Annotated in this window: 17 protein-coding genes and 1 pseudogene; 7 read left to right on the forward strand and 11 right to left on the reverse strand. The window is 43.2% G+C overall.

Going from position 1 to position 21,002, the window contains the following annotated elements:
- Window positions 1-396: 396 nt before the first annotated feature.
- The 6 genes from Q0895_RS12415 to Q0895_RS12440 form a co-directional block, all read right to left on the reverse strand.
- The gene (locus Q0895_RS12415; RefSeq protein ID WP_299189425.1) at window positions 397-1,191 is read right to left on the reverse strand and encodes an ABC transporter ATP-binding protein; all 795 of its coding nucleotides are present in this window, start codon (window positions 1,189-1,191) and stop codon (window positions 397-399) included.
- A 69-nt stretch (window positions 1,192-1,260) separates the two neighbouring features.
- Complete coding sequence (locus Q0895_RS12420; RefSeq protein ID WP_299189426.1) at window positions 1,261-2,160, reverse strand: ABC transporter permease; 900 nt, start codon at window positions 2,158-2,160, stop codon at window positions 1,261-1,263.
- 281 nt (window positions 2,161-2,441) lie between these two features.
- Window positions 2,442-3,482, reverse strand: a complete 1,041-nt coding sequence (locus Q0895_RS12425) for an ABC transporter substrate-binding protein (protein ID WP_299189427.1) — start codon at window positions 3,480-3,482, stop codon at window positions 2,442-2,444.
- 77 nt (window positions 3,483-3,559) lie between these two features.
- Complete coding sequence (locus Q0895_RS12430; RefSeq protein ID WP_299189429.1) at window positions 3,560-4,606, reverse strand: ABC transporter substrate-binding protein; 1,047 nt, start codon at window positions 4,604-4,606, stop codon at window positions 3,560-3,562.
- A gap of 385 nt (window positions 4,607-4,991) precedes the next feature.
- A complete protein-coding gene (gene metG, locus Q0895_RS12435) occupies window positions 4,992-7,094 on the reverse strand; it encodes a methionine--tRNA ligase (protein ID WP_299189431.1) in 2,103 nt (700 codons plus the stop codon).
- Between the two features lie 238 nt (window positions 7,095-7,332).
- A complete protein-coding gene (locus tag Q0895_RS12440; protein ID WP_299189433.1) occupies window positions 7,333-8,814 on the reverse strand; it encodes a GntP family permease in 1,482 nt (493 codons plus the stop codon).
- Window positions 8,815-9,199: 385 nt separating this feature from the next.
- On the opposite strand from Q0895_RS12440, the gene Q0895_RS12445 reads away from it, so the two are divergent.
- From Q0895_RS12445 to dcd, 7 genes and pseudogenes are all read left to right on the forward strand, one after another.
- Window positions 9,200-10,540, forward strand: a complete 1,341-nt coding sequence (locus Q0895_RS12445) for a TIGR00366 family protein (protein WP_299189435.1) — start codon at window positions 9,200-9,202, stop codon at window positions 10,538-10,540.
- A 127-nt stretch (window positions 10,541-10,667) separates the two neighbouring features.
- Window positions 10,668-11,381: a CoA transferase subunit A gene (locus tag Q0895_RS12450; protein ID WP_299189436.1), complete on the forward strand. Its 714-nt coding sequence runs from the start codon at window positions 10,668-10,670 to the stop codon at window positions 11,379-11,381.
- A gap of 61 nt (window positions 11,382-11,442) precedes the next feature.
- Window positions 11,443-12,072, forward strand: coding sequence for a CoA transferase subunit B (locus Q0895_RS12455; RefSeq protein ID WP_299189438.1), 630 nt, complete (start codon window positions 11,443-11,445; stop codon window positions 12,070-12,072).
- Between the two features lie 65 nt (window positions 12,073-12,137).
- Complete coding sequence (locus Q0895_RS12460) at window positions 12,138-12,938, forward strand: 3-hydroxybutyrate dehydrogenase (protein WP_299189440.1); 801 nt, start codon at window positions 12,138-12,140, stop codon at window positions 12,936-12,938.
- 141 nt (window positions 12,939-13,079) lie between these two features.
- On the forward strand, window positions 13,080-14,417 hold the full coding sequence (gene mgtE, locus Q0895_RS12465) for a magnesium transporter (protein ID WP_299189443.1): 1,338 nt from the start codon (window positions 13,080-13,082) through the stop codon (window positions 14,415-14,417).
- A 628-nt stretch (window positions 14,418-15,045) separates the two neighbouring features.
- Window positions 15,046-15,879 (forward strand): annotated as a pseudogene (apbC, locus tag Q0895_RS12470) (iron-sulfur cluster carrier protein ApbC); the annotation flags it as partial.
- Window positions 15,880-15,996: 117 nt separating this feature from the next.
- Entirely contained in the window at window positions 15,997-16,572 is a 576-nt protein-coding gene (dcd, locus tag Q0895_RS12475; protein WP_058369435.1) for a dCTP deaminase, read from the forward strand.
- Between the two features lie 79 nt (window positions 16,573-16,651).
- Here dcd and Q0895_RS12480 read toward each other — a convergent pair whose 3' ends face one another.
- The 5 genes from Q0895_RS12480 to petA all read right to left on the reverse strand — a co-directional run bounded on the left by Q0895_RS12480 (window position 16,652) and on the right by petA (window position 20,593).
- Entirely contained in the window at window positions 16,652-17,089 is a 438-nt protein-coding gene (locus Q0895_RS12480) for a ClpXP protease specificity-enhancing factor (RefSeq protein WP_299189451.1), read from the reverse strand.
- 142 nt (window positions 17,090-17,231) lie between these two features.
- Complete coding sequence (locus Q0895_RS12485) at window positions 17,232-17,846, reverse strand: glutathione S-transferase N-terminal domain-containing protein (protein WP_299189453.1); 615 nt, start codon at window positions 17,844-17,846, stop codon at window positions 17,232-17,234.
- Window positions 17,847-18,064: 218 nt separating this feature from the next.
- Window positions 18,065-18,781 (reverse strand): cytochrome c1, encoded by a 717-nt coding sequence (locus Q0895_RS12490; RefSeq protein WP_058369438.1) that lies wholly within the window; start codon window positions 18,779-18,781, stop codon window positions 18,065-18,067.
- Window positions 18,781-19,986 (reverse strand): cytochrome bc complex cytochrome b subunit, encoded by a 1,206-nt coding sequence (locus Q0895_RS12495; protein WP_299189525.1) that lies wholly within the window; start codon window positions 19,984-19,986, stop codon window positions 18,781-18,783. The genes Q0895_RS12490 and Q0895_RS12495 overlap by 1 nt, the downstream gene beginning before the upstream one ends.
- 22 nt (window positions 19,987-20,008) lie before the next feature.
- Window positions 20,009-20,593: a ubiquinol-cytochrome c reductase iron-sulfur subunit gene (petA, locus tag Q0895_RS12500; RefSeq protein WP_299189458.1), complete on the reverse strand. Its 585-nt coding sequence runs from the start codon at window positions 20,591-20,593 to the stop codon at window positions 20,009-20,011.
- Window positions 20,594-21,002 lie beyond the last annotated feature (409 nt).

Raw genomic sequence — 21,002 nt, forward strand, 5'->3', positions numbered from 1 at the left:
CAGATAAGCTTTATGTAACAACTATATAATGGCTAGCGAAAATTTTGTAGGAGCATTAACTATAGATAACAAAAAACCTTTAAGAAGCATGTATTTGAGTAGTTATTAATAAATTGTTTATAACTTATATAGTCGATTCTACATAAAACAGATGCATTATATTTCAACGCGGAACTGGTATAAATTTTTTTGGCGTGCTGCGCCTGCGCTGCTCGATGCTGCGTAAAATTTATCCCAGTCCCACTGTATCGTTTTTATACTGAATTCACTATAAAAAGATGAGCGTGTTGAAACTTAAAATACAATTAAGACTTGAGATCTTTAAGCCAATAAAAAACGCCTGCTATTAAACAGGCGTCTCTTAAATTTATAATTATGGCAACTTAATCAAATTGCTTAGCTCAAAATCAAGCTGTCGTCTTCGACTTTCTCACCGCGCGTTTGCTCAAACATATCGAGAAGATCATGGACGGTCATGCCGCGACGAATATCGCCTGCAACATCTAAGACCACTTGTCCTTGGTGTAGCATAACGGTACGCGTACCATGCGCTAAAGCCTGCTGCATGGAGTGGGTGACCATCATAGTGGTGAGATTATTGTCTGTCACAATCTTATCAGTCAGCTCTAACACAAAAGCAGCCGTCTTAGGGTCAAGGGCAGCGGTGTGCTCATCTAACAATAAAATCTTAGAAGGCTGTAACGAGGCCATTAGCAGACTAACTGCCTGACGTTGTCCACCTGATAGCAGTCCCATACGGTCAGTTAGACGGTTCTCTAGCCCTAATTTTAAGACTGACAGCTTTTCTCGGAACAAGTCACGGTTGCTTTGATTCAAAGCAAAATTTAATCCACGTTTACCGCCGCGTTTATAGGCGAGCGCCATATTCTCTTCGATAGTTAAGGCCTCACAAGTACCCGCCATCGGATCTTGGAACACGCGAGCAACCCAATGAGCGCGCTGATGAGCGGTTTTTTTGGTGACGTCAATGCCATTTAATAGTATTGAGCCACTATCAACTCGTGTAGTACCACTGACTGCATTCAAAAAAGTTGATTTACCAGCACCATTGGTACCGATAACCGTGACAAACTCGCCATCAGCGATGTTTAAATCAATACCGCGTAGGGCAGGGTTTTCGATAGGCGTGCCTGGGTTAAAAGTTAACCGTAAATCTGTGGCTTGCATCATAATCGTGGTTCCTTATTATCTCTTTAAGCTAAAAGCTTCTTCAAGCTTGTATGGCTATCTTAGGCAGCATTAAGCGCGAACTCTACGAGATAAAAACTTAGTTTTGGCTTTTGGCAATACTAAAGCCAATACGACGAGTAGAGCGGTAATTAAGTTCAAATCTTGTGGACCAAAGCCAATACTACGCAGTGTATCACTCGACAATGCAACCTGAATGAACAGCTTATATAATACTGCGCCGACGATTACAGCAAAGGTAATGAGCCAAATGCGTTTGGCAGGAATAATAGTCTCACCAATAATAACTGCTGCTAGACCAATGACAATAGTACCGATACCGATAGAGATATCTGCACCGCCTTGCGTCTGTACAAACAGTGCTCCGGCCAAAGCGATCAAACCATTAGAGATTGCCATACCGATAATAGTCATCCACGATGTGTTGATACCTTGTGCTTGTGCCATACGAAGGTTGGAGCCAGTCGCCCGCATGGACAAACCAGTTTCGGTGCTATAAAACCAATCTAACAGTAACTTGGCAACCAAGATGACCACGCCGATGATTAAACAGCGCATCCAATAACCGTTGCCATCAGTAACTAATGAGCTAAATACGGTGGTTTCGCCAAGCAGTGGTAGATTTGGTGCGCCCATAATACGCAGGTTGACAGAATACAGAGCAACCATGACCAAAATACTAGCAAGTAGCTGTAAAATACCTAGCTTGACATGCAACCATGCAGTGACGATACCAGCGACTGACCCTGCCAGCATACCAAAAACACATGCCAGCCACGGATTAATACCAGCGACGATGGAGATACCAGCGACCGCGCCACCTAACGGAAAACTTCCATCAGCGGTTAAGTCAGGAAAATCGAGGGTACGAAACGAGATTAGCACACCAAGTGCTACAAGGCCGTAAATCAGACCACTTTCAAGCGCACCAAAAAAAGCGATTAAAGACATAAGAGATCAGTAAGTCATAACCAAGCGTTTAACGAAATGTATTCTAATGATGAATGTATAGGATCATGGCGTATGCCAGTACTATCTGTCCCATCAACGTAGGAGTTAATATTCGTTAAACGTCTAAGTGGTGAATTTAACAGATTAAGCAATCTGCGGTTAGGGTAAATCAAAACATGTCGCAATTGAACATCAAAGCAGACGATAATTTGCATTATTCATTATGCTCGTTATTACCGTCTGTTTTAGGGTTTTAATTTTAGGCAGACTACAAAGGTGCGCTATTCTACCACTTCTTTTGCTTGGTCGATAACTGCTTGTGATAAGGTAATACCTTGCTCTTCTGCATGTGTTGGACTGACATACAAATCAAGCATTTGCGGTGTATATACCGGAATAGCGCCTGCTTCTTCACCATTTAAGATACGTACTACAATTTTACCAGTCTCGCGGCCAAGATCGTAATAATTTACGCCCAAAGCTGCAACAGCACCGCGCTCAACTGAGCTGGTATCTGAAGCAATTAGTGGAATCTTACTCTCTTTCGCGATTTGGTATAATGACTCGTAAGCTGATACTACATTGTTATCGGTTGAGGTATAGATCGTATCGACCTTACCCTCAAGACTACGTGCTGCCATCGCAATATCGTTACTACGCTGAGCTGGCGCTTCATGCACATTGATACCAAGCGGCGTCAATTTTTCTTTTAAGTTTTTCAAAATGATGGTCGAATTGACTTCACCTGGACTATAGACGTAACCGACGTCTTTAAGGTCCGGTATAATCTGGCGCATTAAGTCAATTTGTGGCTCATAGGGTAGGGCATCTGATGCACCTGTGACGTTAGTGCCAGAGCCATCAAGCTTAGACACTAGCTTGGCTGCTACAGGGTCAGTCACTGCTGAAAATACCATTGGGATACTGCTGGTAGAGGCTGCAACAGACTGAGCAGATGGGGTTGCAATAGCGACGATGACATCCGGCTCGTCTGCGACAAACTGCTTAGCAATCTGTCCTGCTGTTGCTGTATTGCCCTGTGCGCTTTGGAAGTTGACCTCTAAGTTCTCACCGTCTTTAAAACCTGCGTCATTTAACTCGTCGATGACACCTTTACGTACATCATCAAGCGCTGGGTGCTCGACAATGGCGGTAATAGCGACAGTCTTCATTGCGGTAGCGTCGTCGCCAGTAGCAGTACCATCAGTCGCACTAGTATCTTGTGCTGATTGGTTACAGCCGGTCAAGATAGCAGTACACATACCGCCCAACAACAAGGCTTTACTAAAATTAAAATGACCAAAACGGTTTTGATAAAACATGGGTCTCACTCCTAAAATAATAGTGTGTCCGTACACTATATAAATAATTGACGTGCTGATTGTTATCTTACTACTTTTTATTTGGTATCGACATCAGTATCAGTGTTGATGGCGTTTTTGAGTAAATCTGCTGATAAGCTCACTCCTTGCTCAGCTGCATGCTTTGGACTTGCATATAAGGTTAAGGTGTTCATAACCTCAGGCTTAATAGTATCGACCGCTTCGCCATTTAATACTCGATAAACCATTTTGCCAGTAGTACGGCCAAAATCATAATCGTTTACCCCAAGTGCCGCTGTCGCACCGCGTCTGACACTAAACTCATCTGAAGCAATAATTGGGATGTCAAGCTCGTTCGCTGCGCCTGCCATTGCCTCAAATGCAGACACGACATTGTTATCTAATGAAGTATAAATGACGTCAGCGCGGCCAGCAAGACTACGTGTCGCCATGGCAACGTCAGTTGGACGATTGGCTGTTACATCTAGTATTTTGAGTCCACGTGCTGGTGCAGCCTCTTTGAGCTGATTAAGCACGACTACAGAGTTGACCTCACCTGGGCTATAGACGTAGCCAATGGTTTTTGCATTAGGAGCAATTTTTTGAATGTTTTCTAACTGCGGCTCTATAGGCAATTGGCTAGATAGGCCTGTCACATTGGTTTGAATCGGGACGCCATTGTCATCGAGAAGTTTGGCTGCAACAGGGTCTGAGATGGCAGTATAAACAACTGGAACGGTTTTGGTTGACGCGACGATTGACTGAGCAGATGGCGTTGAAATGGCTACGATGGCATCTGGGTTGTCGCCTGCAAATTGCTTAGCAATCTGTCCTGCTGTCGCCGTATTACCCTGTGCGCTTTGGAAGTTAACCGTTAAGTTTTGGCCTTCGACATAACCGTTATCTGCCAACTCATCGATAATGCCGCGACGCATCTCATCTAGTGATGGGTGTTCGACGATTTGAGTGATGGCTAATGTCTTGGCAGGCTTGTCAGCATCAGTTGCTGGGCTTTCATTGGTCGTTGTTGCAGTATCAGTGGAGTTTGAGCAGCCCATTAATCCAAGGGCAGTGCTGATAGCAGCACCATATAGGCTTAAGCGTAAGGTAGAAGCAATAGTCATTATTAGATTAACTCATAAGTTGTATCAATTCCAAAAACCAGATTCATCAAGCCTAACTGTAGTAGTGCTTGCACTCGTCTTCGTTATATTTGATCTTTAAAATATTATTAAAAAATGCAAGTTAGCCAGTTCGATGCTATATTGATGTCAAGATAGCAGGCTAAACAGAGCAATCGTTCCGTCGATCGTTATGTTCATATTATGACAGTAATGTAAGTTAGCGCAATAAAAAATTAAAGCGCATCCGTCATAGGTGTTATTAAACAATGCTGTGGCACCTTTATAAAGCAATATAAAGCGGTTTTTAGTCGCTATACTATAAAAAGGCCATAAAAAAAGATGCCAATAGTGACATCTTTTTTTTATCTGACATTGTACTCGAAGCTTACGCTAAGGTATCACCAACGACACAGTCATCAGGCAAGGTAACAACCGTTAGCCCAGTTTTTGGATCGCCAGTCGATAACACCATACCTTCTGAGACACCAAATTTCATCTTTCGCGGTGCAAGATTGGTCACACAAATCACCTTTTTATCAGCCAGTTGCTCAGGCTCATAAAACTTACGAATGCCGCTAAATACATTGCGCGGTTTGTCTTCACCGACATCTAAAGTAAATTGCAGTAACTTGTCCGCGCCTTCGACGTGGTTGCATTCTAAAACATGCGCCACTTTCATCTCAACTTTGGCAAAGTCTTCGATGCCGATATAATCTGTTTGCTCAGTATCAGTCTTGGCTGCCTGCGTGTTTTTGTCTGTTTTGCTGTTACTGTCTGCATCTGTATCGTTAGCAGTTGGCGTGGTAGATTGAGCCAAAGATTCTTTTGATGCCTCAACCATCGCCTCAATATCTTTTTCTTCGATGCGCTGCATGAGTGGCTTGAATTTATTGATTTTATGACCCAGTAGCCACTGGTTACGGCTGGCAAAGCTTAAGTCTTCAATATTCAAAAACGTTTTAGCGTTGGCGGTCAGCTCAGGCAATACTGGCGCAAGATAGACCATCAATTGACGGAAAATATTAATCGCCACTGAGCAGACGTCTTGAACTTCTTGCTCAGTGCCCTCGAGTTTGGCAAGCGACCAAGGTTTCTTCTCGTCAATATACTCATTGGCCTTGTCCGCGCACTGCATGATAAGGCGCATGGCGCGGGAGAACTCACGATTCTCATAAGCGGCAGCTATTTCATCACCGGTTTTGGTGATGTCTTCTAACAACTCAGGCTCAGCGCAGACCTCTGAGAGCATGCCATCATACTTTTTAACGATAAAACCAGCACTACGACTGGCAATATTGACCACTTTACCCACCAAATCAGAGTTGACCTTTTGCATAAAGTCTTCTAAATCTAGGTTAATGTCCTCGACTTTATCCGACAGCTTACTGGCGAAATAATAGCGCAAGTACTCAGGATGCAAGTGCTCCGCATAAGTCTCAGCCTTAATAAAAGTGCCACGCGACTTACTCATTTTTTCGCCATTGACCATCAAGAAGCCGTGGGCAAAGACACCAGTTGGCGTACGCAGCTCACTGCCTGCTAGCATGGCTGGCCAAAATAACGCATGGAAGTACACGATGTCCTTGCCGATGAAGTGATAAACTTCTGTTTTGTGCTCGTTTTCTTGCGCCCAGTAACGATCAAAATCAAGTGCCTGATCTGTACCTTTACGCTTATCGCATAGGTTTTTAAAGCTCGCCATGTAGCCGACTGGCGCATCTAGCCATACATAAAAGTATTTGTCTGGCTCGTCGCTTGGGGTATCTGGGATTTGGAAACCAAAGTAGGGTGCATCACGTGAGATATCCCAACTGGCAAGTCCAGCTTCAAACCATTCTTGGAGTTTATTGGCGACCGATACTTGCAAGCGATTATCACTACGCGTCCAATCTTTTAAGAACTGCTCAAATTCTGGCAAGTCAAAGAAATAATGTTTCGAGGTTTTTAGCACAGGCGTGGCATCAGACAACGTCGAGTATGGATTTTTGAGGTCTGTCGCGTCATAAGTTGTGCCGCATACTTCACAGTTATCACCATATTGATCCAGCGCACCGCACTCAGGGCAATCTCCTTTGACAAATCGATCGGCCAAAAATAATTGCTTTTCAGGATCAAATAACTGTTCAACGTCTTTTGTACTGATATGGCCTGCGCTATTAAGACGGCGATAAATCAGCTCAGAGAAATGTTTGTTTTCTTCTGAATGAGTGGTGTGATAATTGTCAAAGTTAATCAAAAACTTTGCAAAGTCCGCTTCATGTGAGGCTTTAACTGAGGCAATCTGCTCCTCTGGCGTGATGCCATTGGCTTCAGCTTTTAGCATGATTGCCGTACCATGTGCGTCATCCGCGCAGACATACGTAACCTGATGGCCTTGTGCCTTCATCGCACGTACCCAAATGTCGGTTTGAATATATTCTACAAGATGCCCCAAATGGATATAGCCATTGGCGTAGGGCAGCGCACTGGTTACTAAAATCTCACGCACTTTTATCACCTATATTTTTATATAAACGGGTTAGTTATCGTCATCGCACGCTATTTATGGCGAGCGGATGTGATGTTATCAACGGTAAAGCTGTTAAAAAAAGGAAAAATTTAAAAAGTGTGCCTATGATACCGTAATTCGACCAAATTTGTGACAATCCTCGGTAATTAATCACGTTAAAAAACCCACCAAGTAAAGTACGAAGTGGGTTTTTATGCACACAGTAATGTAGATTTGTTTAGAAAGAACCAAACATCGTACCTAAGATAATGATAGAGGTGACAGCAATGAGCGGAATCACCATGGTGACCATCGCAAGGTTTAGGTATGATTGTTTATGGGTCAAGCCGCAAATAGCAAATAACGTGATGACAGCGCCACTATGGGGTAACGTATCAAGACCACCTGCTGCCATAACCGCCACACGGTGCATAAGCTCTGGATCAATTCCAGCTTCTACCGCCATTCTTAAATAATCGTCACCGAGCGTCGATAGGGCGATACTCAAACCACCAGATGATGAACCTGTAATACCAGCAAGCGTGGTCATGGCCACGGCTTCTGAGATAAGCGGATTATCAGGGCTTAGATTTAAGATATTGTCACGAATGATAAGAAAACCTGCCAATGATGCAATCACCGCACCGTAGCCAACTTCTGATGCGGTATTAAAAATCGGTAACATCGAATCATAAGTACCACGGTTGATGGTTTTTTGTAGGTTATTCCAATGACCGATACGCAGTACAATCAATACTATACAGGCTACGACTAACGAGATAATAATTGACCAAAGGCCAAGTGAACCATCGATATTTAAGTCTGGGAACTGAGCTTGCAAGCCGCTAAAGTCTAATGACGGAAAAACAGCATAAGTAAGTAATGCGTTTAAAGCAATGACCAATACCAGCGGAATCATAGCGATGGCAAATGAGGTTTGGTGCGTGTTCTGCATAGCGCTTGACGTTGCTAAATTACTTTTAGCGATGTTGTTTTGTGCAGTATTGTTTGTCGTGTCACCTGCAGGCTCTTTTTTAGCATCGATACCGCCGACACCCACGTCATCATCATGCTGACCGTAGCCTTCACCTGCAGCATTGGCCTTACTAGCCCGCGACTGCAACCACAACCACCCACCAATGAACATGATCGTACCGCCGATAATACCTAAGATAGGCGCTGCAAAGACGTTGGTATTATAATAAGGAATCGGAATGGCATTTTGAATGGCAGGCGTGCCTGGTAATGCTGTCATGGTGAAAGTGAATGAGCCCAATGCAATCGCTGCCGGAATCAAACGTTTAGGAATATCAGCGGCTTTGAATAAGTCTTTTGCGATTGGATAAATGGCAAACGCTACGACGAATAACGAGACGCCACCGTAAGTTAAAATGGCACAAACCAAAATAACGGCCAAAATGGCTTTACTGGCACCGAGCTTTTCGACCACGGTATTGGCAATCGCTGTCGCTGCGCCAGAGTCTGCCATCAACCGTCCAAACAGCGCACCTAATAAGAAGATAGGAAAGAATTTAAGCAAAAAACCACTTAGTGCACCCATAAACACATCGGTATAAGCGGGAATACTGCTTAAAAAATCACCTGATAAAAAAACCGCTAACGTCGCCATAATCGGTGCTAGGATAAGCACTGAATAACCGCGATAAGCAAAAAACATTAATAAAAATAAAGTAATAATGATGGCAAATGTGCTAAACATGACCGCCCTCCTTGGCAAAATTCAGTCAGCGATTATGCAGGGCATATTGATGTAGGTCAATAAAATTAATCAAAATAAGCAATACATAATCTTATATTAAACATAAATCTACATTGATAAAGTATTAGCCCACCATATACTGAGCTACTATGCTGACTGGTACACTCTTAACGTTATTATCTAGTCGCTGCAAGAATAATATGTTAAGTTATTTATATATGATATATCGATATAAAACGTATTAATATAAATATTTGCATATTTGGAAATTCTGTATATTTGGCAATGCAGATAAGCTATCATATTTGTGACGTGCTTTTGCTAAGCAAAATTTTACTGACAAAAGACTCAAATAACAAACATTGAATCGACAAGGAATGTGGATATGTTTAATGCCATAACCAATGCCAGCGTACAACTGGTCAACCGTTATCTGCCATCCCCGTTCGTATTCTCAATTATTTTAACGCTCATTGCCTTTGTGGTTGGTCTTGCTGTTACTGGTCAGGATATGATCGCTATGGCTGGACATTGGGGCAATGGATTATGGTCGCTACATAGCTTTGCCATGCAAATGGCGCTTATATTAGTGACAGGCTATGCGTTCGCTAGTGCGCCCTTTATTCAGCGTTTACTGGATAATATTGCCAGCCGTATTCATTCTCCCTCGACCGCTATCATAGTATCGACCTTAGTGGGTTTGGTTGGTTCATGGATAAATTGGGGATTTGGTCTCATTATTGGTGCTATTTTCGCCAAGTCACTTGCCAAAAAAGTCGCTAACGTTGATTATCCTTTATTGGTAGCCGCAGCATATTCAGGGTTCGTTATCTGGCATGGCGGCTTTTCAGGATCGATACCGCTAACACTAAGCTCAGGCGGTGATACTTTACTCACGCTATCGGGCAATGTCATGACCGAAGCGGTGCCTTTATCACAGACAGTATTTGCTGGTTATAATTTGCTTATTGTTGGTTTGTTAGTTGTAATATTACCTCTGTTAAACCGTTTTATGCACCCAAAAAATCCTACTGTTATCGACCCCAAGCTTATTAAAAAAGAAGCTTATGTATCGCCTCGTAGAGATACCCCAGCACAAATATTAGATGACAGCCGTATAGTCGCTATGGTTCTGCTAGCATTGGCTTTGATGTACTATATCAGTGAGTTTGGCAGCAACGGTTTTAACTTAGGACTCAATATAGTTATTGGGTTATTCTTGTTTGTCGGCTTGTTATCGCATGGCACGCTTGAGCGTTACTATCGTGCAGTAAACTCAGGTATAGGCGGTATCACCGGGATTGTATTATTGTTTCCGTTTTACGGTGGCATCATGGGGATCATGACGGGAGCAAATGCTGATGGTATCTCTATTAGTACGCAAGTGACCGAATTCTTTGTCAATTCGGCGTCGGCAGACAGCTTTCCTATCTTTGCATTTTTAAGCGCAGGCTTAGTTAACGTCTTTGTGCCATCGGGCGGCGGTCAGTTTGCTGTGCAAGGGCCTGTCATGATACCTGCTGGCGTTGAGCTTGGTGTCAAACCAGCAGTAACAGCGATGGCGGTAGCTTGGGGCGATGCATGGACCAATATGATTCAACCATTTTGGGCATTACCATTATTGGGTATTGCTGGCCTAGATGCTCGAGCTATCATGGGTTATTGCCTCATAGTGCTTGCCGTATCAGGGGCAATTATTATGGGTGTATTTTGGTTGGTGGTATAACGAAAGTGGTGTGTAAACACGTATAAAAGGTAAAAAATAACAAACTTAGTGCAATCAGTTAAAAGTAACAATAGAACGGATGCGTAATGAATATAGATTATTTAAATAATAAACATAGGAGATAACCATGAGTCAATCAAAAGTATATAGTAGTGCAGAAGAAGCATTAAAAGGTGTCGTGGATGATGAGCAAACTCTTGCTATCGGCGGTTTCGGTCTGTGCGGTATTCCAGAAGTGCTAATCGAAGCACTGCGTGATAGCGGAGTTAAGGATTTAACCTGCATTAGCAACAATGCAGGCGTTGATGACTTTGGCTTAGGATTGCTATTGCAAACTCGTCAAATCAAAAAGATGATCTCGTCCTATGTCGGTGAAAATAAGGAGTTTGAGCGTCAGTACTTAGCAGGCGAATTAGAAGTTGAGCTGACCCCGCAAGGTACATTGGCTGAAAAGCTACGTTCAGGCGGCGCGGGTATTCCTGCGTTCTATACTGCTACTGGTGTCGGTACACTCGTCGCAGAAGGTAAAGAGACGCGTGATTTTGATGGTCGCACATATGTACTTGAGCATACATTGCGTGCTGATGTAGCGCTAATTAAAGCACAAAAAGCAGATAAGTCAGGCAACTTAATATTTAACAAAACCGCTCGTAACTTTAATCCAGACTGTGCTATGGCTGGCAAGATTACGATTGTTGAAGTCGAAGAAATCGTGGAGACGGGCGCGCTTGACCCTAATGAAGTCCACCTACCTGGTATCTATGTGCAGCGTATTGTATTGAATAGCAATCCTGAAAAGCGTATCGAGAAAACGACCACTAAGGCAGTTGAAGGCGCTTAGATAAAAATTTTTTAAAAGATAAAATCAATAATAGAATATCGTAAAAAATAAGGAAAGTAACATGGCATGGACAAGAGAACAGATGGCGCAGCGTGCTGCAAAAGAATTACAAGATGGTTACTATGTGAACTTAGGGATTGGTCTGCCAACCCTAGTAGCCAACTATATTCCTGAAGGTATGGACGTTTGGCTACAATCAGAAAACGGCCTATTAGGTATTGGTGAGTTTCCAACTGCTGAAAATGTCGATGCTGACTTGATTAATGCTGGTAAACAAACAGTAACCGCAGAGCCGGGTGCCAGTTATTTTGGTAGTTCAGAGTCATTTGCCATGATTCGTGGCGGTCATGTCAATCTGGCAATATTGGGCGCGATGGAAGTCTCAGAGCAGGGCGATCTTGCTAATTGGATGATTCCTAAAAAAATGGTTAAAGGCATGGGCGGTGCCATGGATTTGGTCGCTGGCGTGCAGCGTGTGATTGTACTGATGGAACAAGTGAACAAACATGGCGATCCAAAAATCCTTGCCAATTGCGAGCTGCCATTAACCGGTAAAGGAGTAGTGGATCGTATTATTACCGAGCTTGCGGTATTAGATGTCACGGATAACGGCTTGAAGCTGGTCGAACTAGCAGACGGTGTGAGCTTTGATGAGCTGCAAGAAAAGACGCCAGTGAGTATTACTCAGTAATTATGGTGCATAAATATATCTAGCACAGGCTTTCAAATAAGCTATTTGATAAAGGAATATAGAATATGGCGACCGAATTACAGCAAGATCTGACAGGTAAAGTGGCGTTGGTCACAGGCTCTGCAAGTGGTATTGGACGCGATATCGCTGAGACTTACGCCAAAGCAGGGGCCGCGGTTGGTATTGCAGACATTAATCTTGAAGCGGCGCAGCAAACGGTTGATGCCATCGAAGCGGCTGGCGGACGTGCTCTTGCGATTGCTATGGATGTTACCTCAGAAGGTGCCGTAAATGATGGCGTACAACAGCTAGTCGATACCTTTGGTGGTATTGATATTCTCGTCTCTAATGCCGGTATTCAGATCATTGATCCGATCAGTAAAATGGCGTTTGATGATTGGAAAAAAATGCTGGCCATTCATTTGGACGGGGCCTTTTTGACTACCAAAGCTGCTGTACAACATATGTATAAAGACGATAAAGGTGGTACAGTCATTTATATGGGCTCAGTACACTCGCACGAAGCCTCACTTTACAAAGCGCCCTATGTGACTGCAAAGCATGGGCTACTAGGGCTATGTCGTGTGCTAGCTAAAGAAGGCGCAGCTCATAACGTACGCTCGCACGTGGTTTGTCCAGGATTTGTCAAAACACCGTTGGTAGAAAAACAAATCCCTGAGCAAGCGGCTGAAAAAGGTATCAGTGAAGAGGAAGTCGTTAACGATATTATGCTGGTCAATACAGTCGATAAAGAGTTTACTACTGTCGACGATATTGCTCAGTTAGCGCTATTTTTAGCAGCGTTCCCGAGCAATGTATTTACGGGACAATCCATCGTTGCCAGTCATGGCTGGTTTATGAACTAACGGGTTTAATTGGTGGTGTATTTGTTCACTTGCTAATAACAGATCAATCGACTAGCATCTTGTTTGTATGATATAGAGCCAATTAAATTGGCTCTTTTTTTATTAGTGCTGTTATCAACTTAGGTTGCACGGAGTAAAGGTATGAACCATGAAGCCTTGGCATTATCATTGAGTATGGCTGCTGAACAACAGCAGTTTAGACAAGCGGTGCTTCAGGTGCAGGACTTGCGACCTATCGATATCGCTGATGTGCTTGCACTTATGGAGTCTAAGCTTGCTTGGCAATTGTTACAGCGCTTATCTAATCGTTCTACCATTTTTTCTTATCTAGAGCCTGATGTTCAGGTTGCTATGGCGCATGAGTTTCCTCGAGATACTATGGCGATATTGGTGGGAGAGATGCCCGCTGATGAACGCACTGATTTATATAAACATCTAAACCAAGATCAACGTGATGCTTTACTTCCAGCGTTAGCACAGGCGCAGCGTGAAGATATTCGTAAACTAGCAGCTTATGAAGAGCGCACTGCTGGTGCTTTGATGACGTCAGATTATGCAACTTTAGCGGCCCAAACGACGGTTAACGAAGCTTTAGATACGCTACGTTTGGAAGCGCCTGATGCCGAGACCATCTATCATGCTTATGTGATTGACGGTGAACGCAAGTTGTTGGGCGTTGTGTCGTTAAGAGTGTTGATTTTGGCGTCACCTAATCAGGCTATTGCAGACATAATGATGAGTACTGTGGTGTCTTGCCATGTCTATGACGATCAAGAAACGGTCGCTAAAACCATCGCACGTTATGACTTGATTGCTTTGCCAATTATTGATAACAATGGCGCTTTGGTAGGCATTGTCACCCACGATGATGCGATGGACGTCGCAAGTGACGAAGCCACTGATGACTTTCATAAGTCAGGTGGTGTCTCGACTATGGTAGGCAAGCTAAAAGACGTTAGCATTCGGGTACTGTATCGTAAGCGTGTGTTTTGGTTGGTGTTCTTAGTATTTGGAAACTTACTATCAGGATTGAGCATCTCAAATTTTGAAGAGGTCATTGCGGCCAATCTGGTACTGGTGTTTTTCTTACCATTACTGGTTGATAGCGGTGGTAACGCAGGGTCTCAGTCTGCAACCTTGATGGTGCGTGCTTTAGCGACTGGTGATGTAGTCATGCGTGACTGGTTTTCACTATTGGCCCGAGAAGCTTTGGTTGCGCTTATGCTTGGTGCCACGATGGCAGTTGCTATCTCCATTATTGGTTACGTGCGCGGCGATGCTGTAGTCTCTTTGGTGCTTGCGCTGAGTATGATGTCCGTAGTTATGATTGGCTGCGTGATAGGTATGAGTCTTCCTTTTGTGCTTAATAAATTAGGCTTTGACCCTGCCACCGCTAGTGCGCCCTTGATTACCTCAGTATGTGATGCTTCAGGCGTACTGATTTATCTATTTATTGCTGCGCAATTTTTAGCTATTTAGCAAGGTAAGCACAGATACTACAAACATCGTTACCAATTATTGGAAGCAAATGGCAAGATAGATGAACCGCTCAAGGCTTCGTTCTATTAGCGTTGTGATTTTTTTATACTTGTAATTGAGCTACACTGTCACGATAAAAGGTTTGGCTAAAAAGCTCATGGACTATATGATTTGCCACATCTACGGCAGTATTAACTGAGTTTTTTACCATGTCCACCCACTTTTATAGGCGGTAATAGCAGCTATGTTTAACTTTATAAAAAAAATAACGTCAGAAAAACCTGAGACCCCCGAGCAGCAGGCAGAACGTGATAGTGCAGTAGACAAAGTGTTGCTGGGTTATGAAGTAGGTACTGTCAGCATTGCTACTATGATAACAGGGCTTGAGCGCGACGGTGATCAGCTCACCTTAGACTTACGTCTACCAGCAGATAGCGATCCTGAACTGATTCAACAAGAGCTTAGACAACGCCTGCACCCGCACGGTATCAAAACCATTCATATGAATGTCCGTCTGCCTGCATCAGCTAAAGGTGCCGGAGCAAATTTACCAAAACAGATGCCAAAGACAACAGATGCAATGGCTAAGCAAGATAAGCCAAGCGAGCAGGCAAATACAGACAGCGAACCACCAATAACGAAAGCTGCACCGACCCAAGCATCACTAGCAGCACATCCACGTATTCGCCATATTATCGTGGTAGCGTCAGGCAAGGGCGGCGTCGGTAAATCTACCACTACTGTTAATATTGCTTTGGCTTTACAAAAGCTTGGCAACCGTGTTGGCGTACTTGATGCCGATATCTATGGCCCTAGTATGCCAACGATGCTAGGCGTTGCTGATGTAAAGCCGCAATTGGAAAACGAGCAGTTCGTTCCAGTTGATGCGCATGGTTTAGCGATGCTATCTATAGGCAGTTTGCTTGATAGTGACAATACGCCCGTCGCTTGGCGCGGACCAAAAGCCACTGGTGCGCTCATGCAGCTATACAACCAAACCAACTGGCCGCAGCTTGACTATTTGGTCATTGATATGCCACCAGGCACGGGTGATATTCAACTGACGCTTGCACAGCGTATTCCAGTGACTGGCGCAGTGATTGTGACGACGCCGCAGCATATCGCCTTACTCGACGCGCAAAAAGGCGTTGAGATGTTTAACAAAACCAATATTCCAGTACTTGGTGTGGTGGAAAATATGGCATTGCATACGTGTAGCAACTGTCATCATACTGAAGCTATCTTTGGTATTGGTGGCGGTGAGCTTATCGCTGAGCAATATCACGTGCCCTTATTGGGTCAGCTGCCACTTGCCAGCGGTATTCGTGCGCAAGTAGATAAAGGTGAACCAAGCGTTTTGGCTAATGATGAGTTTGCATCTTATTATCTAAACGTTGCTAAGAATATCGAAGCCAATATTAATAAGTTTGCTAAGCCTGTCGATGATAAGCGTATTTTTTAATCGACAACTAAGTTAAGTAAGATTAAAAAAGTCAGCTTAAGCAATTTTATGATTACTCTGTAAATTGATCTATCAATTCCGTATAATCGTCGCTATTAAAAATTTTGAGGAATAACAATGTCTATCAAGTCTGACCGCTGGATTCGTAAAATGGCCGAAGAGCATGGCATGATTGAGCCATATGAGGCGGGTCAAGTACGCTTTAATGATGCAGGCGAGCGTCTGGTTAGCTACGGTACTTCAAGCTATGGTTATGATGTGCGGTGTGCACCTGAATTTAAAGTTTTTACTAACGTCCATTCAGTAGTTGTTGACCCTAAGAACTTTGATGAAAAAAGTTTTATCGATATCGTTGGTGATGAGTGCATTATTCCGCCAAACTCTTTTGCATTGGCACGTACGATGGAGTATTTCCGTATTCCACGTGATGTATTGACTATATGTCTTGGTAAATCAACTTATGCGCGCTGCGGTATCATCGTCAATGTGACGCCGCTTGAGCCTGAGTGGGAAGGGCACGTCACTTTAGAGTTTAGTAATACCACCAATTTACCTGCGCGTATTTATGCGGGTGAAGGTGTGGCACAAATGCTGTTCTTCCAAAGTGATGCGGATGACGTCTGCGAGACCAGCTATAAAGATCGTGGCGGCAAGTATCAGGGTCAACGCGGTGTTACGTTACCGAGGACCTAATTGGGATCACACATCTTTAAAGAGACATAAAAAAGCTGGGCGTATTTTATACGTCCAGCTTTTTTTGTGTTGCTATTTACTACTTTAAGACTTTTAAACCTGCTTTGTTATCGCGTTTCGGCTTAGCCTCAGTAGACGTGCTCTTTTTGGACGTAGCTAAAGAGTCCTCTTCAGGATCATAGTTGTCGTATTCACTTGGGTCAAAAAACATACCTTGTGAGTTTTCCTTAGCATAAATACCCATGACTGCAGGAAGGGGTATCCAAATCTCTTGTGATACGCCGCCAAAGCGTGCGCTAAAGTGAATGTAATCGTTTTCCATGCTCATATTGCCAGTAGCACGGCTAGCGATATTTAGTACGATACGACCATCCTGTACGTGTTCGGTTGGTATTTGCACGTTTTTGGCAGTAGCATCAACCATTAAATACGGTGTCAGGGCGTTGTCTTCTATCCATTGATATAGCGCACGCACCATATAGGGACGAGTTGGGGTGATAGATATGGTTTCGCTCATCTGATGATTTCCTATATTCTGTGGTCTTTAATTAGTAAGGGTATTTCATATAGCTTTTAGCTAACGGATAGCAATGAATTATTTTTGCTTAGTTTATATTAGGCTAGTTGCTATTTTAGGATAGCGGTATAGAGTTGTCTAATTAGCGAACGCTTCTTTGAAAGCTGTTACGCTCGAAGAGTCGCGTCTGATAGTCTATCAAAGGACGACTAATCGCACGTGGTAGCTCAATACCCATCTCATCTAGTCGCCATAATAAAGGCGCTAACAGTACATCACACCAGCCAAATTCATCTGACATAAAGTATGATTTATGAGCAAACAATGGCGATAGAGTAATCAACGAATCAGCCAGTTGTTTTTTTGCTGAGGCTGCTTGTGTTTTATTAAAACTATCTGGATGCCTAAGTAATATTTTACCAAGTACTAACCAATCATGCTGAATACGCCATGCTAATTGACGAAACTGCGCTCGCTCTTGTGGTGTATCAGGTAAGAGCTTATTTGCATGGTAACGTTCTTCTAAATACTCAAAAATGACATTGATTTCGTATAGTGAGATTTCACGCTGCTGTAATACAGGCAACGTATGATAAGGGTTTAATTCAGTAAGATCTTCAGGACGCTCTGAATGTAGACGGGACAAATAATAATCAAGCTTTTTTTCTTCAAGCAATAGGCGTACTACATGACTGTCGTAGCCATCATCAGCATATAAAATCAGCTGACTACTTGGAATGTCGTTCGCATCAATCATGAAAGCCTAATGTTAATAGTTGAGGGTGTCATCGTAAACAAAGTTACCTTGTTTATCAAGGTAGCATGCGTAAACATTATATACTGGCAGTGTTTTTGTAATAACTGCAAGTGCCTTTTATCTCTAAATGGGCCTTATTGAGATTTAGGGAATATAAAAAAAGGCACTACCAAAGTAGTGCCTAATATTTTACTGGTCTTTATACTTTTAGCGCATACTTATTTTACGTCTTTCCAGAATTCTTTATTAAGTAAGTAAACTGGAATGAGTAGCACTAATAAGAACAAAATCACAAAAAAACCAATTACTTGGCGGTCATGACGAGCAGGTTCAGCCATCCATGCCATAAAATTAACCAAGTCACCGACCTCAGATTTGAACTCTTCAGCACTGAGCTCTTCTTGCATATTATGCAATACATGAGGCATGGCCGCATTTGCCAGTACTAAGTTGTTAGCTCCCCAAGGACGGCTAGGATCTTCATAAAACGATAGTAAATATGTATAAACCCAATCATCACCACGTAGTCTAGTTTCAAGCGTTAAATCTGGTGGTGCAGCACCAAACCATGAAGCTTGAATCTCAGGATCAATTTCGGCATTGATATGATCACCGATTTGATCGGTGGTTACCATCAAATACTTTTCTACAAGCTCTGGCGGTATTTCAAGATCTTTAGCGATGCGAGAGTGACGAACATACTGTGCAGAGTGACAACCAGCACAGTAGTTCATAAATATTTTTGCACCGTTTTGTAGTGAGCCTTTATTGGTAAAATCAATAGGTGCTGTACTACAAGCTAAGTGTTCTTCAACGCCTTCAGCATTGACAAATGTCCCACATCCGCCGCCGCCTGCTGCCAAGGCAGTACCAGCAGTCAAACTCAATGCCGCGCCTAAGCCTAAACCTGCGAGGGATTTTGTTAGCGTGTTCATTAGTGACCTCCGGTAACACGTTCTGGTGGCTGTTTACACTTCTCGATAGCAGTGTAAATCGGCATCAATAAGAAAAACAAGAAATACAAGATGGTAAATATACGTGACATGATAGTCGCCGTTGGTGTCGCAGGCGTAGCACCTAAATAACCTAGTACAATGAAGCTAATAGCAAACACAGTCAAAGCAATCTTAGATAAGATACCTTTATAACGTATAGAACGTACTGGAGATCTATCGAGCCACGGTATCAAGAACAGCACAGCGATGGCCGCACCCATTGCAATAACACCACCAAGTTTACTTGGAACTGCACGTAAGATGGCATAGAACGGTGTGTAATACCATACTGGCGCAATATGCTCTGGTGTTTTTAGAGAGTTGGCTGCTTCAAAGTTAGGTGGTTCAAGGAAGAAACCACCGCCTTCTGGGAAGAAGAAAACCACGGCAAAGAAGCAAATGAAGAAGACAACAATACCAATCATGTCATGTACAGTGTAGTAAGGATGGAACTCAATCCCATCTAACGGTACACCATTTTTGTCTTTAAGTTTTTTGATATCGATGCCATCTGGGTTGTTTGAACCTACATGATGCAAAGCAACAATATGCATAAAGACCAAACCGACAAGTACTAAAGGAATAGCAACGACGTGTAGTGCAAAGAAGCGGTTTAGGGTGATACCTGAAATAATATAGTCACCACGTACCCACTCAGCAAGGCCATCACCAATCACAGGTAGAGCAGCAGGAAGGTTCAAGATAACCTGTGCACCCCAAAATGACATGTTGCCCCAAGGCAGCAGGTAACCAAAGAAGCCTTCAGCCATTAGTGCTAGATAAATCCCCATACCGATGAGCCAGATAAGCTCACGAGGCTTTTGGTATGAACCATAAAGCAAGGCGCGGAACATATGTAGATAGACTACGACGAAGAAGGCTGAAGCACCAGTCGAGTGCATATAGCGGATAAGCCAACCGCCTTGTACATCACGCATGATGTATTCAACAGACGCAAATGCTCCTTCGGCACTTGGGTTGTACATCATCGTAAGCCAAATACCAGTCACCAATTGGTTGACCAATACCACCATTGACAATACGCCAAAAAAGTACCAAAAGTTAAAATTCTTTGGTGCATAGTACTTTGACATATGGTATTCATAGGTTTCGGTCGCAGGAAAGCGCGCGTCCACCCAATGCATTAACTTTTTACCCATACTCATGTTAAGCCTCCCCAACCGTCAAGATAGTACCATCCATACTATATTCTGGGATGGGTAAGTTAAGCGGAGCCGGAACGCCACTATAGACGCGACCCGCTAGGTCGTACTTAGAACCGTGACAAGGACAGAAAAACCCACCATACCAGTCATTACCACCTAAGTCGGCAGCACCAACATCAGGACGGTAGTTCGGCGCACAACCCAAATGCGTACACACGCCTTCTACAACCAAGACGCCTGGTTCTAAAGAGCGAGTAGGATTAGCACAGTATTCAGGTTGTAGTGATTCACTAGAATCGGGATCAGATAGTAAAGGGACGACATCATCAAGTGTGGTCAGCATATCTTCAGTACGTTTTACCACAAAGATAGGTTTGCCACGATATTTGACGACGATCATTTGTCCATCTTCGATAGAACTGATGTCTTGAGTTACTGCCGCCCCGGCAGCTTCTGCTTTAGCACTTGGGGCCCAAGAACGAACAAAAGGTGTTGCTACAGCAGCTACCCCAGCTGCACCAATTGCGGCAGTCGAGGCAATAAGAACTCTACGACGTTGTACATTAACGCCTTCGGCTTGGCTCATTAATACTTCCTCCAGGTGAATGAAATGGGATTATCCCACACTGGGTTTGTGACTTAGAAACTTACAATACAAACATATAAGCCACGTTAGCTGTGCCTAATTTTGCTAATTGTTGCTATTCTAAGCTATTTTGGTCATAAAATAAATTAATGTGTCAAAAATAAAACTACTCTGACGGTACATTATTTATGGCTGTAGTCTCACAAAAAAGTTACAGCCAAATCAAGCTAGGATCTTATTATATTAAGATTCGGCTTTAATATTACCCTAGAATTAATAAGGATATTCAAAGACCAAGAATGATACTCGAAATGAGGACAATGTTCACTAACTTTCCATACATTTGCTATCATTTGGCGCATCTAAATAGATTTCAGACAATCTAAAACTACTTACCTATGGTTTGTTT

Source organism: uncultured Psychrobacter sp., assembly GCF_947495825.1.
In the GTDB taxonomy this organism is placed as follows: Bacteria; Pseudomonadota; Gammaproteobacteria; order Pseudomonadales; family Moraxellaceae; genus Psychrobacter.

Coding starts and splice junctions, on each gene's coding strand:
- Q0895_RS12415 (WP_299189425.1), bottom strand. CDS start 1,191: ATGATGCAAGCCACAGATTTACGGTTAACTTTTAACCCAGGCACGCCT.
- Q0895_RS12420 (WP_299189426.1), bottom strand. CDS start 2,160: ATGTCTTTAATCGCTTTTTTTGGTGCGCTTGAAAGTGGTCTGATTTAC.
- Q0895_RS12425 (WP_299189427.1), bottom strand. CDS start 3,482: ATGTTTTATCAAAACCGTTTTGGTCATTTTAATTTTAGTAAAGCCTTG.
- Q0895_RS12430 (WP_299189429.1), bottom strand. CDS start 4,606: ATGACTATTGCTTCTACCTTACGCTTAAGCCTATATGGTGCTGCTATC.
- Q0895_RS12440 (WP_299189433.1), bottom strand. CDS start 8,814: ATGTTTAGCACATTTGCCATCATTATTACTTTATTTTTATTAATGTTT.
- Q0895_RS12445 (WP_299189435.1), top strand. CDS start 9,200: ATGTTTAATGCCATAACCAATGCCAGCGTACAACTGGTCAACCGTTAT.
- Q0895_RS12450 (WP_299189436.1), top strand. CDS start 10,668: ATGAGTCAATCAAAAGTATATAGTAGTGCAGAAGAAGCATTAAAAGGT.
- Q0895_RS12455 (WP_299189438.1), top strand. CDS start 11,443: ATGGCATGGACAAGAGAACAGATGGCGCAGCGTGCTGCAAAAGAATTA.
- Q0895_RS12460 (WP_299189440.1), top strand. CDS start 12,138: ATGGCGACCGAATTACAGCAAGATCTGACAGGTAAAGTGGCGTTGGTC.
- mgtE (WP_299189443.1), top strand. CDS start 13,080: ATGAACCATGAAGCCTTGGCATTATCATTGAGTATGGCTGCTGAACAA.
- dcd (WP_058369435.1), top strand. CDS start 15,997: ATGTCTATCAAGTCTGACCGCTGGATTCGTAAAATGGCCGAAGAGCAT.
- Q0895_RS12480 (WP_299189451.1), bottom strand. CDS start 17,089: ATGAGCGAAACCATATCTATCACCCCAACTCGTCCCTATATGGTGCGT.
- Q0895_RS12485 (WP_299189453.1), bottom strand. CDS start 17,846: ATGATTGATGCGAACGACATTCCAAGTAGTCAGCTGATTTTATATGCT.
- Q0895_RS12490 (WP_058369438.1), bottom strand. CDS start 18,781: ATGAACACGCTAACAAAATCCCTCGCAGGTTTAGGCTTAGGCGCGGCA.
- Q0895_RS12495 (WP_299189525.1), bottom strand. CDS start 19,986: ATGCATTGGGTGGACGCGCGCTTTCCTGCGACCGAAACCTATGAATAC.
- petA (WP_299189458.1), bottom strand. CDS start 20,593: ATGAGCCAAGCCGAAGGCGTTAATGTACAACGTCGTAGAGTTCTTATT.